The organism is Leadbetterella sp. DM7, assembly GCF_040829825.2.
In the GTDB taxonomy this organism is placed as follows: domain Bacteria; phylum Bacteroidota; class Bacteroidia; order Cytophagales; family Spirosomataceae; genus Leadbetterella.
In genome coordinates, this window is record NZ_JBFOLH020000008.1 from 1 (window position 1) to 14,754 (window position 14,754).

The 14,754-nt window shown below is 52.7% G+C and carries 9 protein-coding genes and 1 rRNA gene; 1 reads left to right on the plus strand and 9 read right to left on the minus strand.

What is annotated here, in order from left to right; all coding sequences use genetic code 11:
* Positions 1-104: ribosomal RNA gene (rrf, locus tag AB2U10_RS10690) — 5S ribosomal RNA — on the plus strand; the annotation flags it as partial.
* Between the two features lie 265 nt (positions 105-369).
* Here rrf and AB2U10_RS10695 read toward each other — a convergent pair.
* From AB2U10_RS10695 to AB2U10_RS10735, 9 genes are all read right to left on the minus strand, one after another.
* On the minus strand, positions 370-2,295 hold the full coding sequence (locus AB2U10_RS10695) for a sialate O-acetylesterase (protein ID WP_367914714.1): 1,926 nt from the start codon (positions 2,293-2,295) through the stop codon (positions 370-372).
* Positions 2,296-2,385: 90 nt separating this feature from the next.
* Positions 2,386-3,414: a glycoside hydrolase family 43 protein gene (locus AB2U10_RS10700; RefSeq protein WP_367914713.1), complete on the minus strand. Its 1,029-nt coding sequence runs from the start codon at positions 3,412-3,414 to the stop codon at positions 2,386-2,388.
* Between the two features lie 7 nt (positions 3,415-3,421).
* Positions 3,422-4,867 carry an MFS transporter gene (locus AB2U10_RS10705; protein ID WP_367914712.1) on the minus strand — a complete coding sequence of 482 codons (1,446 nt, stop codon included), beginning with the start codon at positions 4,865-4,867 and terminating at the stop codon, positions 3,422-3,424.
* 1 nt (position 4,868) lies between these two features.
* Complete coding sequence (locus tag AB2U10_RS10710; protein ID WP_367914711.1) at positions 4,869-5,984, minus strand: endo-1,4-beta-xylanase; 1,116 nt, start codon at positions 5,982-5,984, stop codon at positions 4,869-4,871.
* 17 nt (positions 5,985-6,001) lie between these two features.
* Positions 6,002-8,578, minus strand: coding sequence for a glycosyl hydrolase 115 family protein (locus AB2U10_RS10715; RefSeq protein ID WP_367914710.1), 2,577 nt, complete (start codon positions 8,576-8,578; stop codon positions 6,002-6,004).
* A 10-nt stretch (positions 8,579-8,588) separates the two neighbouring features.
* Positions 8,589-9,392, minus strand: coding sequence for an SDR family NAD(P)-dependent oxidoreductase (locus tag AB2U10_RS10720; RefSeq protein WP_367914709.1), 804 nt, complete (start codon positions 9,390-9,392; stop codon positions 8,589-8,591).
* Positions 9,389-11,530, minus strand: coding sequence for an alpha-glucuronidase family glycosyl hydrolase (locus AB2U10_RS10725; protein WP_367914708.1), 2,142 nt, complete (start codon positions 11,528-11,530; stop codon positions 9,389-9,391). The genes AB2U10_RS10720 and AB2U10_RS10725 overlap by 4 nt, the downstream gene beginning before the upstream one ends.
* Positions 11,527-12,732 carry a mannonate dehydratase gene (gene uxuA / locus AB2U10_RS10730; RefSeq protein WP_367914707.1) on the minus strand — a complete coding sequence of 402 codons (1,206 nt, stop codon included), beginning with the start codon at positions 12,730-12,732 and terminating at the stop codon, positions 11,527-11,529. The genes AB2U10_RS10725 and uxuA overlap by 4 nt, the downstream gene beginning before the upstream one ends.
* The gene (locus AB2U10_RS10735) at positions 12,722-14,362 is read right to left on the minus strand and encodes a glycoside hydrolase family 43 protein (RefSeq protein ID WP_367914706.1); all 1,641 of its coding nucleotides are present in this window, start codon (positions 14,360-14,362) and stop codon (positions 12,722-12,724) included. Before AB2U10_RS10735 ends, uxuA begins: the two co-directional genes overlap by 11 nt.
* Between the last annotated feature and the right edge of the window lie 392 nt (positions 14,363-14,754).

Below are 14,754 nucleotides of genomic sequence, written 5' to 3' on the forward strand. Positions count from 1 at the left end.
CAATAGGATGGGTGTCCACCTCTAACCATTTCGAACAGAGTAGTTAAGCCCCACACCGCCGATGGTACTAGGATCAAACCTGGGAGAGTAGGTAGATGCCGGATATTTATTAATGAGCCTGTCAGCGGAAGTTGACAGGCTTTTTTGGTTATAACCACGGGGATCTTTTTTTAACCACATAGATACATAGTTCTCTACGTTTATCTGGAATGCCTATGTATCTATGTGGTTAAATAAGTGAAAAGCTAAAAACTAAAAGTTGCGGTACATTAGTCTATAATGAAAGCATGTTCCGCAACTTTTAGTTTTTCACTTTTATCTTTTCACTTCTATGCCTGTATGGTTCAACAACCTTCGTGACTTATATGGTTAATCATCCGTGCGGAACGGTGAAGCCGGCAAGCCCTCCCGGTTATACAAATTGGGGTTGACCGGGTTATCGGCCCAGGCGTACCTGACGTACTTCGGCTCCGGGATATCCTCATGCCAGACCACCACCCGGTTGCCCTCGATCCGGGCCTTCGCCCAGCGAAACCTTTTATCTGCGCCAGCTATGGCCCATTCAGCAGGGGCTTCCCCGTCAGAGGTGATTAACCCGCTTCCTGTATGATCAAAGGAGAGAAGAATCCGGTTGCCTTCTGTGCGCGCTGAGCGGAATATCGGGCCCGAATAAACAAGATCTTCGCCGTAAGCCAGCTTACGGGCTGCTAAAGCCATCCGGTCGCCTACCTCCTTCTTGTTGTCGGGGTGAACGTCGTTCCATTCGCCCAGGTCAATATTTACCGTCATGGCCGTATAGGGTATGCTCTTCAATGTTTTGAGCGTAGCCTCTCTCTGGCGGGCCCAGTTGCTTTCCACAGGCAGGTAATTGTATTCCATAAAGCCCGGAAGCTGAGCAAAAATAACGGGGAGGGCCGGATTTTCCCATCGTTTCCGCCAGTCGCTGATGAGCGCAGGCAAAAGGGTGTCGTATTGTTCCGGCCGGGCGGTATTGCTCTCGCCCTGGTACCAAAGCACGCCTTTGATGGCGTAATCAACCAGGGGATGAACCATGGCATTGTACAGGGCTGCGGGCTGGTAGTGAACGGCAATGGCCTGCACACGGGGCCCTTCTACCGGTTCAAATACCTCGCCTACTTTGTAGTACCAGGTGCCTTTCAGATCCAGGGTATCGTTTCCGGCAAAAAGGCAATAAGGCTTATCGGGTACAAAGCCGCCTTTGCCTCCATAATTGGCCACCCGTACCACGATAGTATTTTTCCCGGCTTTTAATACATCCTGCGCCAGCTTATACCTTCGTTGGGGGTACATATAGGTGAAACCGCCTGCCCGGTGCCCGTTAATGTAGAGCTCATCGGCATCCACTATTCGCCCCAGCCAGACTCCGGCTTCTTTCCCGGTCATGGAGGCGGGCACATCGATCTCTTTCCGGTACCAGACCACGCCGTCAAGGTTACGGATGCCCTGATCCTCCCAATACCCCGGTATATTGATGGGTTTCCAGCCTTTCGGGCGGTACGTTGCCTCAAACCACCGGGGAGAAGATTGCAGACCCAGATCCTGAGACGGACGGGGCCGGTTAGCCTCCGCCGCCAGCCGGTTGGTTTGATTCACATAGGCCGTATCTTTATTTTTCAGGAGAACAGGCTGTATATCGTCAAAACTCTTCAGACCTTCTTCGCTGATCCAGGCTTCAATGGGCGTTCCTCCCCAGCTGGCATTGATAATGCCTGTGGGCACCCGGTATTTTTCGTACAAGGCCCGGGCAAAAAAGTAGGCTACCGCAGAAAACGGCCTGACCTGGTCGCCTATGGCCGGTACCCATTTGCCCGAAGGCAGGTCTTCTGCAGGAGCAACGAGGTTAGTGGTATTGGGTACCCAGAATTGCCGGATATGCGGGAAGTTGGCTTCTGCAATATCCCGGGCATACGTTACATCGTGCAGGTCCATCTGGTGCACCATATTGCTTTGTCCCGAACAAAACCACACATCGCCAAGGAGAACATCGTTTACGGTAAGGGTATTTTTCCCTTTGACGGTAAGGGTGTGAGATGCCCCGTCGGCGGGCATGGCAGGCAATTTCACCCGCCATTTCCCGTCGTTACCTGTTTTGGCGGTGTATTTCTTTTGGTCAAACTGTACCGTCACTTTTTCACCCGGTGACGCCCAACCCCAGATTTTCAGGGGAGCATCGCGCTGAAGAATCATGCCGTCGCTGACGATGGCCGGAAGTCTTACCTGGCCGACGGCCGGGAAGACGATCAGGGTGAGGAGAAGCAGGGTTATCTTTTTCATGGGATGCAATATTCCGGGGGATAAGTTAAAAGCTAAAAGCTAAAAGTTAAGGAACATAATATAGAAGAATGCTTTCCTAACTTTTAGTTTTTAACTTTTCACTTCTCTATATGGGTCAAGCGTTTGAATAAAACCGTTTTCATCGTATTCAATTTCTGTCATTTTGATGCTTCTTAAATGGGTTACCCCGCGGCTTAAGCTGCTGTCGTGGTAGAACAGGTACCATTTCCCTTCAAACTCTGCAATGGAATGGTGGGTGGTCCAGCCCACCACGGGGTTCAGGATCCTGCCCGCATAGCGGAAAGGCCCGTAAGGACTCCCGCCAATGGCATAGCACAGGAAGTGCGTATTACCGGTAGAGTAGGAAAAATAGTACTTTCCCCCGTATTTATGCATCCAGGCCGCCTCAAAAAAACGCCGGTCATGATCGCCGGCCAGGAGCGGCCCGCCGTTCTCATCCGTGATAAGGATCTCTCTGGCTTCCTCATCCATCTGCAGGAGATCGCCTGTTAAACGGGCCACTCTTGGGCCTAAAGCAGGCTCATCATCAGCCGGTTCTTCGTTATTCACATCGTACACGTTGTTCCTGTACGATTGCAGCTGACCGCCCCATATTCCCCCGAAATATAAATAATATTTCCCGTCATCATCGGCAAAAACCGCCGGATCTATAGAATAGCTGCCCTTGACGGGCTCTGGTTCGGGGGTGAACGGGCCTTCGGGTTGCGTACCGGTTGCTACACCGATCCGGAAAATTCCGTCGGCCTGCTTGGCCGGGAAAAACAGGTAATATTTCCCGTTTTTACAGGCTGCATCCGGCGCCCACATTTGTTTTTCGGCCCAGGGCACCTCTTTGACATGGAGAGCCACACCGTGGTCGGTTACTTCGCCGCCCGGCTTATCCAGGGAAAACACGTGGTAGTCTTCCATGGCGAAATGGCTGCCAAGATCGTCAAAGGGAATGCCGGCCTCGATATCGTGCGACGGGTAGATGTAAATCCGTCCGTTAAACACATGAGCCGACGGATCGGCCGTGTAAAGGTGACTGACCAGGGGGGCGGAAATGGCCCGCCGGTCAAGGTCGTCGAAATTGATATGGTCAATGTTGTCTTCGGGCATAATTGTATTATTGATGGGTTGGAGCGTCGGGTGCTGCCGGGGTATCGCGGGCAACGCCCGTACGGCGCAATTTTAAATCATTTTCGATCCGTACCTCCATTTTTTTATCTATTTCATAGAAAAATAAAAGACCTGTGGCCAATAAAAAAGGAATGGCGGCAAAAATACTGACGGTCAGCTTGATCCCCTGTACGGTCTCGCCTGATTGAACGGCGTTGGGAACATAATGAAAGAAATCCAGCAAACCGGTTATAAAAGTCTGTCCTAAGGTTAAACCCGCTTTCAGGCCCACCATCATGGCCGAAAAAATAATGGCCGTGGCTCTCCGGTTGTTTTTCCATTCGCTGTAATCGGCCACATCGGCAATCATGGCCCAAAGCAGGGGCGTGGAAATACCGTAGAAAAGCCCGTGAATGACCTGTGCCAGGAATATAAGCCAGACCGATTCGGGCGGAAAAACGTAAAACAGGAGAACAGGCAGGGTAGATAAAAACAAAGAGGCTTTAAAGGTGTCTCTTTTCCCGTATTTATCGGCAAACCGCTTGGAGAACGTGATCCCGGTGATCATAAAGATAATGCCCAGTCCGTTAAAGATGCTGAAGCCCGTAGCGGCCGGGTTTTCGGAATTGTGCACCCCGAAAGTTCCCAGGAAAGAAGACAGGGCGTCTTTGCTTACATAGTTTTCAAAGTAATACAGGTAGGTGCCGCCTTTCATGGCCAGGGTAATAAAGACCAGGATAGTAGATACCAGCATGATCAGCCAAGGGCGGTTCCGGCTCAGGTCTTTCAGGTCCTGACCCAGGCTGGAGCTTTGCTCGCGGGTAGGCACAATCCTTTCTCTGGTCGTAAAAAACGTGATCAGCATCAGCACCGCTCCTATGATGGCCAGGTAGATCATTACCTGCGAGAACCCGGCTGCCTTATTGCCGTTGCCCAGGTATTCGATCATGGGGTACATGAGCGCCTGCACCGAAAACTGGGCCACCATTACCGCTACAAAACGGTAGGAAGAAAGGCTGTTTCTTTCGCCCATATCACCGGTGATCACCCCGCTTAAAGCAGCATACGGCAGGTTATTGGCGGCATAGAGAAAAAGGAGAACCGCATACGTAACGATGGCATAAATCACCTTGCCTTTTTCGTCGAAATCAGGAGTGGTGAACGCCATCAGGGCAGCCAGGCTTAAGGGTATGGCGGTAAACAGCACCCAGGGGCGGAATTTCCCCCAGCGGGTATAGGTACGATCTGCCAGCGCCCCGATGATAGGATTGAAAGCAAATGCCGCCACCATACCCACCGTAAAGATCACGGGAGTGGCCACTTCAGGTGCCAGGCCGTAAACGTCGGTATAGAAGTAGGCCAGGTAGGTCATCAGGGTTTGAAAGACCAGGTTGGCCGACAGGTCGCCCAGGCTGTAGCCTACTTTTTCCATTACAGATAGCTTCTGATTCATGTTATTGCTGTTTTGTAGCGATTACGGCGTAATATGCCGGTTTAGGTTGATAGTTCCGGTCAAAAAGCAAAGGATAGTTAGTTCTTCCGGGTACAGGCCATCCGTTAAGCCAGCTTTGCCCGTCATTCACCCCCCAGAAGGTGATTCTGGAGATCTTGTCGCGGTGTTTCAAAAAGAGCCTGAACAGTTGGGCGTAGTCGTCTGCAAGCTGCTTCTGGACGCTGTCTGGAAGGCCGGCTGTATAAGGATTTAAAGCGGTGTCATTGGTGTTTCGCATACGCTGATTCACTTCCGCTCCGGTAAAATTACGGGGGAGAACTTCAATATCCAGCTCGGTAAACATCACTTTTATGCCCAAGGCACTGTATTCAAGAATACTTTTCTCAATGTCATCAAAAGGTACTTTACCTATGTGCCAGTGGCCTTGTATCCCCACGCCGTCAATTCGGACACCGGCACCCTGGATTTTTTTGATCAGGCGGATGGCTCCCGCACGCTTTGCCGGCTGCTCATTGTTATAATCGTTATAATAGAGCTCGGAGTTAGGGCTCGCCTCCTGGGCCAGGCGGAAGGCTTCAGTAACAAAATCATCGCCGAGCAGGCGCTGGAAGATGGAAGGCCGCATGGTTCCGTCTTCGTTGAGAGCTTCATTAACTACGTCCCAGCCCAGCACTTTTTTGTCGTAGTGTGCAGCTACGGTTCGGATGTGGTTATTAAAGAAAGCCTGGAGGGAATCCTTACTCCTGATTGTTTGGGCATAGGCCGGAAGCTGGCTGTGCCAGATCAGGGTATGTCCCACCACCTGCATATTATTTTTTGCAGCATAATCTGTTAAGCGGTCGCCGATGCGGAAATCGAATTTGCCCCATTCCGGTTGAAGAAACATACTCTTCATACTGTTTTCGGGCGTCAGCACATTGAACTGTTTCTTAACGAGGGAATCAGCTTTATGATCACGACCTTCGATCTGCAGAGCGCTGAGGGCAGTACCTACGCTGAAATCATTCCAGAAAACGTCTTTCAGGACGGGCAGGAGCGGAGCTACTTTTTTTTGTGCCGTACAATTCAGAATGGCGGGCAGAGCAATAATACTTAAATAAAAACGGGTTATTTTCATTGTTTTAACAGGTTAATCTATTTTTTAAAAAGGGTTTGCGGTGGCCCGAGGTAGCTGGGCTTAACGCCACCGAAGTCGGCTACCAGCTTTTGCAGCACCACGCCACTGTTCACCATCCAGTATTTAACGGTATGCTTTCCTTTGCCCGTGAGGGTATGCCGGCTGGTTTTTTTGATGACCCCTTCGGCCACCCACCTGTTCCAGATACCGCTGATGCTGTCTTTATCTTCCTTATTCAGGCTGATGATCTGCGGGGCTTCATCGTCTACCGAAACCGCATACTGAAGGCCTTGTTCGGTGAAATGGAAGTTCAGGGAAGGAGAGAAGTAAGCGGTAAGCTCGAGTATCCCCTCACTGCCGGTATAGATATCATATTCCAGTCGGGGGCTATTGCCGCCGGGAACCTGCGGTGCGGCATCAGGGGGCAGGGTAGTGACGGCATCTTCGCTTTTCCCGAGGTCAGGCAGAATCTGCCAGCGGATTCCGTTTTCCTCAATGGCCCGGCTGAAGTTCTGGGCATGGATGGAAACGTAGCCGTCCTGCTCATAAAAAGCTTTGCCGGTGACGCCCGGCGGGAGAGTCCCGGGGCGCGGGGTAACGGGCAGTGGAACGGCAGCCGCCGGTTCTGCTGTAATTCCCTGCTCAAGATAACTTACTTTCGGCATAATATTCCTGCGGGGCTCCTGCCAGGAGGTGTATCCTATATGGGTCTGGCTCATCATCCGGTTCCATTTGCCATTATTGAGGGTGTGGTATTCCACGGTGATTAGCGAGTCTTTTTTAAAGGCTTTACGGGCTGCATCGGCATACCGGTTCGCGCTAAGCTCCCCTTTTTCAAAGGCACGCTGATTGAGGGCTACCTGGTAATACAGGTCATAAAGGTTGGCCATGGCCTTTACGGGGTGCAGCACCAGCTGAAAGTAGGCATCGTGATATTTTTTGTCCAGCCTTTTGCTGATATTTCCGGCTTTTTCGAGCAGGGCGGCATATTCTTTCGTAACCCGTTCAAACTCGTTGTAATTCTCCAGGCTGTAGGTGCGGGCATCGAGCAGCTCGGGTTTGCGGCGGCTGTTGTATTTGGTGTAAAGAGTAAGGATTTCGGCAATAGCGGGGGCCTCCGTTTCTCCGAACTGCCCGGCGGCCCAGTTTTCGGTGTAGGCTCTTACGTCTTCTGCCTTGATGCGGTCGGGGTTCCAGGCAAAATCGCACCAGAAAGAGATGGGGTATTCCATGGGCTTGATGTCTCCCACGTTTACAATCCAGATGTCTTTTACGCCGTGGCGGTAGGCCAGGTTCATCTGTTCCCATACCCGGATCAGCTGGGTATTGTTGATCCATTTATGGTTTCGCGGCCCGCCCACGTAGTCATAATGATAGTAAATGCCATAGCCGCCTTTGCGGGGTGCGGTACCCGGGGCAGGAAGCTTCCGGATATTCCCCCAGTTATCGTCACACAGCAGGAGGGTCACATCATCGGGTACACGCATACCCTTGTCGTAGTAGTCCTGTACTTCCTTGTAAAGTGCCCACATCTGGGGGCTTTCGGCGGCAGGTTTCCCGCTGACTTCTTCTATGATTTTCCGCTGATCGCTAACAATTTTTTCCAGCAGTTCTGTGGCGGTTTCGCGGCTCATGGGCTCGTCGCCGTCGCCCCGCATACCCACGGTAGTCACCTTCTCGTTCCAGGAGCGCCGGAACCCTTCCCGCCAGAATTTCTGCAGGTTTTCTTTGTTCTGCTCATAGTTCCAGGCTCCCTGTCCGTACCGCCGCCATTCGTCATGGGCGCGGTCAAGGGGTTCGTGGTGGCTGGTGCCGATCACGATGGCATAGTCATCGGCCAGCTGAACATTCAGCGGGTCGTCATCGTAGTAGGCACTGCCCCACATGGCAGGCCAGATGTAGTTGGATTTTAAGCGGAGCATCAGCTCAAAAACATGGGCATAGAACTTACTGTTAAAGCCGCCGAATTTCTCCCGGCTCCAGCCGCTCAGGGCGGGGGCCTCATCATTAATGAAGATGCCGCGGTATTTTACTTTAGGGGCATCGGTGATATTTACATGCGCGGAAACATAGAGATGTGCTTTTGACTTCACCGGCACATCGGCCCACCAGTACCAGGGCGAAACACCTATTTGCCGTGACAGCTCAAACACCCCGTAGGCCGTGCCGCGGCGGTCGCTGCCGGCAATGACCAGCAGGTTATTTTTCGCCTCTTTCAGGGTGCTGATGTTATATTCTTCCCAGCCGGACCCTACTTTTATCTTCCCGGCCTTCACCAGCTGCCTGATCCAGGCCGATTTTTCAGCCGAGCCAATGACGATAAGTGAGCCGGTAGCCGGAGTATGAACCACCTTTACTTTTTTCCCGGTCACCTTTTCGATATCCCGGCTTAACAGTTCTGCCGATTTTTTTACTACGGTGAAGTCGTTCAGGTCCACATAAATGGAAGCGTTGGACAGATCAAGCGCTGTAGGTGTTTCTGAAAGAATCTGCGCGTGCAGGCCCCATGCATGTAAAACCAGGATCGCCGCGAGGATCACCTTCCGGGATTGCGCCTGTGCGCAGGTTGCTGCTATGAAGAGAGTTTGTTTCATGATCATGACTTTAAAATCCTATCGCATTTCCGCCGTCTACCCTCAGCGATACCCCGGTGATATAAGCGGCGGCCTCAGAGGCCAGGAACACTGCTGCCCAGCCCACATCCTCCGGTTTACCAAACTTACCCATGGGGGTACGGGCCATCGCTTTATTCATGCGGTCAGGGTCAGAACCGAAGGCAGTTTTCATCATGTTGGTTTCAATGAAACCCGGCGCCACGGCATTTACCCGCACATTGTATCTGGAGAGGTCGGAGGCCAGCACTTTCACCATTCCCTCTACCCCGGATTTGGAAGCGGCATAGGCCACCACCCGGTCAATGCCGTAGTACGCCGCCATGGAAGAAATCATGATGATGGAGCCGCTTCCCCGGGCCACCATTCTTTTTGCACAGGTACGGGTCAATGCAAATACCGCGTTCAGGTTGGTATCGATGATGTGGGAAAAATCATCATCGCTGACTTCCAACGCCGGTTTTTTCATGTTGATGCCAGCGTTATTTACCAGGATATCCAGCGGTCCGAATTCGGTTTCCAGGTCGTTAACGAGGTCTTCCAGGGTTTCGAGCCGGGTCACATCATTGACGCGGTAGGCGGCCAGAGGGCCGAGGTCTTTTACCGCCTCTTTCAGCCGGGCCTCCGTACGGCCAGTGAGGATCACATGTGCACCCGAAGCCACCATGCAGCGGGCTATTTCCAGGCCTATTCCGGCACCACCGCCGGTGATAAGGGCCGTTTTGCCTTCCAGCGAGAAGACCGCCGGGCTTTGAGCGGGGCTTGCGTTTAAGTCTACTGACGATTTCAGATTCATCTTATATGGTATATGTCTACCAGTTTTTTAACTTCTTCGAGTGTTCTTTCCGGGGCTTTGTAGGGAGCCGGCACCGGCATTTTACTATGGGTCTGAAAATACAGCACGCAGGCGTCGCGCCACCAGACCGCTTCTTTGTACTGGGTCTGCAGGCGGGCTTCCACATTATTGAAGATTTCAGGCGGAACCTGTGCTTTTACCGATTGCCATTCGGCCTGCAGATCCTGTACCTGCCGGGCACCCTCATAGAAGTGCTTCACAAAATCATTCCAGAAAGAGAGGCCGCTCTTCATGGGCCTGTCCCAGCGCACGTGGTGAAACCACAGCAGGAAGGGTTCGGGGCAGGTGGCTTCATCCTGGTAAACCTCCACCAGTCCGCCGGGGTATTGCGCCAGGGCATTGCTGCCGGTAGCCGTGCGGTTAAAGCCTATTCCCGTGCTGTCGACCCGGTGGTAATACACGGCGGTCCAGTCGGGGCGCGCTGCTTTATCCAGCCAGGGTTCCGGCCCGAAGTGATGCCCTTCGCCCATCACATGATGCAGGCCGAAGGGTGAGGTATAATTCACGTAGATCTCCCGGGTTTTCATCATGCTTTTCCGGATGGTTTCCACGGCGGCATTATTCCGGGTGAGGGTTTGGCGGATCCATTCGTCGGCAATACTTTCCGAGGTCAGGCGGGTGTCCCATGCCAGCCGGCCCAGGGTATACCAGTTGGCCTGGGTCATGGGGTGGCCGGTCCAGTTACGGTCGGAGCCCGTATTGGCCACCCCCGCCATAGCCGTCATTTTATACCCGAAGGTGTCGCCTTTAAGTATGCCGGAAAGGGTAGAGCCGCTGCCCTTGACGTGGGTGTCGGTTTTGAGCACCTCTTCAAACATAGGCGCCAGGTAAACCCAGTGGGTGGCCCAGCCGAGGTACTCCTGGGTGACCTGGAATTCCAAAGAAACGGGTGTTTTTTCCATGGCGCTGAAAAGGGGCGATACGGGCTCGCGCGGCATGAAGTCGATCGGGCCGTTTTTCACCTGGAGGATTACATTATCTGCAAATTTCCCGTCGAACGGCTTAAATTCTTCATAGGCCGCCTTGAAGCGGTCACCTTTAGGATCGGGCGCGTAAACAAAAGCCCGCCACATGATGATGCCGTTATAAGGCTTTACGGCTGCGGCCAGCATATTGGCACCGTCTGCATGGGTGCGGCCGTAATCCATGGGGCCGGGCTCTCCTTCGGAGTTGGCCTTTACGAGGTAGCCGCCGAAATCGGGGATCAGGTCATAGATTTCTTTGGTTTTATCGGCCCACCATTTTTGTACCTCCGGGTTCAGGGGGTCGGCATCTTTGAGCTTGCCGAGAATGCGTGGTGCGGCAAAGTTCACCGAAAGGTACACCCGGATGCCGTAGGGCCGGAACGCATCGGCCAGGGCTTTTACCTTACCCAGGTATTCGTGGGTGAGAAACCGCGCGCTGGCGTTCACATTGTTGAGTACGGTGCCGTTAATACCGATGGAGGCATTGGCCCGGGCATAATCTATATATCGAGGGTCGATTCGTTCGGGCAGCTCGTACCATTTCCAGAGCGACATGCCTGCATATCCCCGCTCAATGGTACCGTTATGATTGTCCCAGTGGTTCAGGAGACGGCGCTGGATTTCCGGGGAAGAGGTTACGTTCGGGTCGGCGCCGGTCTGTATATTTTTCAGGAGGTTGAATACGCCGTAAAGAACACCCGCCCCGGAACGGGCTTTGATGTGTATGCCTTTGGGAGTGGTGCTTACGCTGAAACCTTCTTCGTTAATCCCTTCCGTTTTTGGGTCAATGGTGAGGGTGAGGCCCTGGCTGCCGGTACCCGCTGCTTTCACCACGGGCGTAAAACCCAGCAGGCTTTTTACAGCCAGCTGAAGCTCATCAGCCGCCACTTTCACGGAAGGGTCACTGAGGTCAGCGTAAACGGTTTTCAGGCGGGGGGCGTAATACGATTGTTGCGCCTTATCGGTTATTTTATCGTAGCGGAGCCATAGCTTATAGCCGTCTTCGGCCTGTGTAAAGAGGGGGATGCTGAGCAGCAGCAGGCAGGCGATCTTCTGAATGCCCTTTGATAAGCTCAGGGTGACAGAGTGAAGGTATTTGGTAAATAAGTTCATAGGGAAGCCTGGGTTAATGCATATTCTATTCCGCGTAATTCGGCCAGGCCCTTCAGCCGGCCTATGGCCGTATAGCCCGGGTAGGTTTTCTTGGTCAGGTCATCGAGAATGGCATGGCCATGATCGGGCCGCATCGGGATCCGGTAGTCGGGAAGGCCGACGGCCTTCCGGCGGTCATGTTCGGCTTTAATGGCTTGCAGTACCCGGTACATATTTACGTCTCCCTCCAGGTGGCGGGCTTCATGGAAGCTGCCGAAACGGGTATTTTCCCGCTTGGTAGTGCGCAGGTGCAGGAAATGAATCCGCGAGGCGAAACGCTCTGCGAGGGCCGGCACATCGTTATCTTCCCGAACCCCCAGGGAGCCCGTGCAGAAGGTGAGGCCGTTAGCCCTTACCTCGCTGGCAGCCAGCAGCTGCTCCAGGTCTGTTTCCGTGCTGACCACCCGGGGCAGGCCCAGCAGCGGAAACGGGGGGTCATCCGGGTGGATGGCCAGTTTCATGCCCAGTTCTTCAGCATAAGGCGCAACCTCTCTTAAAAAATAGTACAGGTTCTGGCGCAGGTCTTTATCTCCGATATTTTTATAGGCGTCCAGCAGGCTTTGAAAAGTATCCGGCTCGAAGGCATCGTCAGATCCGGGAAGCCCCATCAGCACGTTATTGCTGATTCTTTTCAGCACGTCTTCAGGCGCCTGCTCAAAAAACGCTGCGGCGGCGGTCAGCAGGTCAGCCGGATAGTCACCTGCCGCGCCCGGCCGCTTCAGGATATGCAGGTCAAAAACCGCAAATTCGAGCCGGTCGAAGCGCAGCGCCTTTCCGCCGTCGGGCATTTCATAGGCAGTTTCGGTGCGGCTCCAGTCTAGTACCGGCATAAAGTTATAACAAACCGTTTTTATGCCGCAGGCCGCCAGGTTACGGAGTGATTCGCGGTAGTTGGCAATCCATTTCCCGCGTTCGGGCAGGCCTTTTTTGATGTCTTCGTGAACGGGCAGGCTTTCCACCACTTCCCAGTACAGGGGCGTGCAGGTATCGTTAGCGGCCTCAATGTTTTGTTTGTATTGCCTGATTTCCGCCTCGCTCCACACCTCGCCCACGGGGATATGATGAAGAGCCGATACAATAACGGAGGCACCCGACTGGCGGATGTCCATCAGGGAAACGGCGTCTTTCGGACCGTACCAGCGCATGGCGTGTTTAGTGATCATTTCCCTGGTATTCAAAGGTTTTAAAAGTAACGGAGTTATGAGATGGCTGACCGTTGGAGCTTCCGTACATTCCGATGGTCACGCCCACAAATCCCCCTGCGGTTTCCGTGCTCAGGTGTCTGGCGTCTACCCCTGCGGCCAGCACCCGGGTTTTTTCCTTTCCTTCCGAATAGGAGAAGGTAAGCTTATCGGCAGCAAAGTCTATCCACAGGTTCAGGGGTTTTCCGCCCTGCAGGTTTTCCGAAGCCAGGATATCGTAGCTTCCGTTTCGTTTGCTTTTCCGCAGTTCAATGACCTGCCGGCCGTTTTTCAGGGTTTTGGCCGCATAATAGGTATTCCAGTCGCTCTGGTAGAGAACGATCCCCGCATCTTCGTTTTCCGAAGCCGGGGTAAAGTCAAAAGAAGTTTTAAAGCCGGCATACATGTGCATGAGCCTTCTGCCTACAAACGCCGAAGCCTCTTTTTCGTGGATGGCGGCAGGCTTCAGGTTAATTTTCAGGCCTTTTTTGCCGGTGCTGAACATGCCGGGGTCATAATCCCGGAGAAATATAAATGAATTATCCGGGTGTTTAAAATCGGCTTTATAGCTGAAGTTGCCGTTAAGCGGGTAGGTATCTTTCAGTGGCTGCTCTTTCCATTTAAAGGTATAGGAATATTTGACTTCTTCGCCTTTCGGGATAATCACCGGCCAGCCGTCGGCCGTCCAGGTCACGGGCGAAATAAACGTTTCGCGGCCGGTGTTATAGTGGTTGCCTTCGTAAGGCCTCACGGCCAGGTACACGGCATACCAGTTGTTATCCGGCCCGATGAACAGGTCGGCATGACCGGTGGAGGTAACCGGTTTGGGACGGTCCGGATCCAGGTCGCGCTGGGTCATAATGGGGTTTTTATCCCAGGGGCGGAACGGCCCGGTGGGCTTGTCGCTCCGGAAGATCACCTGGGAATGGTTTACCGAGGTGCCGCCTTCCGCCGCGGAGAGATAGTAGTAATTTTCACGCTTGAACAGGTGGGGGCCTTCTATCCAGACCGGCTTTCGGGAGAGGTCTACCCCGCCGTTTACCAGTATTTTCGGTTCGCTGGTGACCTTCAGGTTTTTGTAATCAAAATCTACTATCCTGATGGTCCGGTGGCCATCGTAAAGGGGCTTGTTATCGGGCGCTTCGCTGTTATAGACAATGTAGGCTTTGCCGTCAATAAAGCATACGGAGGGGTCAATTCCGCTGACTTCGGGGAGCTTCACCGGATCAGACCACGGGCCGGCGGGGTTCTCGGCCGTTACTACAAAATTTCCCCAGCGAACATTGGTGCAAACTACGTAAAACCGTCCTTCGTGATAAGAAATTGCGGGAGCAAAGAGTCCTTCCGACGTACGGTGGCCTTTAAAGTCAAACTGGCCGGGCCTTTCTATGGCGTGTCCTACCAGCTTCCAGTTTTTCAGATCTTTACTGTGAAAGATCGGGAGTCCGGGAAAATACGCAAAGGTGGAATTGATGAGATAGTAATCATCGCCTACGCGTTCAATGCTCGGGTCGGGATAAAAACCCTGCAAAATGGGATTTTTGATGGTGATCTGGGCCCATGCGTGGAGGCTGACGGTACAGCAGAAAGTAAGTATTAGTTTCTTTATCATGATCAGTAACTGGTAAATTTCTGTAATTGCATTTTGTTATCCGCCTGTTTCTGCAATAAGGCGGATGATTCCTCCTGTGAACAGGGGTGATTTTCCCGGAGCGGTTGGATACGGCTTTTTTCGGGGGTAACGACCGGCCTGCAAAGCACCCGAAGAAGCAGGGCCTTAAAGAGCATATTTAAATTTAAGGTTGAGATCATATCGTTCTTTTAAAAGCAGAATGACAGGACAAATATGGAGAATAGTGGTTAAATATGCAATCGATTGCATAAAAATTTTGCAATTATTTGCAATTTGATTTATATTCGGGCTTTGATGTGCATTTCCCTGTGTCTGAGAGAGGAAATCCCGGTTTCGGAGAAAGGCGTAATCGCCTGCTTTTTTGCGCTTCG

What these genes read in the sequence shown, in the direction of transcription:
- AB2U10_RS10710 (WP_367914711.1), bottom strand. Translation starts at nt 5,984, where the DNA reads ATGAAAATAACCCGTTTTTATTTAAGTATTATTGCTCTGCCCGCCATT.
- AB2U10_RS10735 (WP_367914706.1), bottom strand. Translation starts at nt 14,362, where the DNA reads ATGATAAAGAAACTAATACTTACTTTCTGCTGTACCGTCAGCCTCCAC.
- AB2U10_RS10715 (WP_367914710.1), bottom strand. Translation starts at nt 8,578, where the DNA reads ATGAAACAAACTCTCTTCATAGCAGCAACCTGCGCACAGGCGCAATCC.
- AB2U10_RS10700 (WP_367914713.1), bottom strand. Translation starts at nt 3,414, where the DNA reads ATGCCCGAAGACAACATTGACCATATCAATTTCGACGACCTTGACCGG.
- AB2U10_RS10695 (WP_367914714.1), bottom strand. Translation starts at nt 2,295, where the DNA reads ATGAAAAAGATAACCCTGCTTCTCCTCACCCTGATCGTCTTCCCGGCC.
- uxuA (WP_367914707.1), bottom strand. Translation starts at nt 12,732, where the DNA reads ATGATCACTAAACACGCCATGCGCTGGTACGGTCCGAAAGACGCCGTT.
- AB2U10_RS10720 (WP_367914709.1), bottom strand. Translation starts at nt 9,392, where the DNA reads ATGAATCTGAAATCGTCAGTAGACTTAAACGCAAGCCCCGCTCAAAGC.
- AB2U10_RS10705 (WP_367914712.1), bottom strand. Translation starts at nt 4,867, where the DNA reads ATGAATCAGAAGCTATCTGTAATGGAAAAAGTAGGCTACAGCCTGGGC.
- AB2U10_RS10725 (WP_367914708.1), bottom strand. Translation starts at nt 11,530, where the DNA reads ATGAACTTATTTACCAAATACCTTCACTCTGTCACCCTGAGCTTATCA.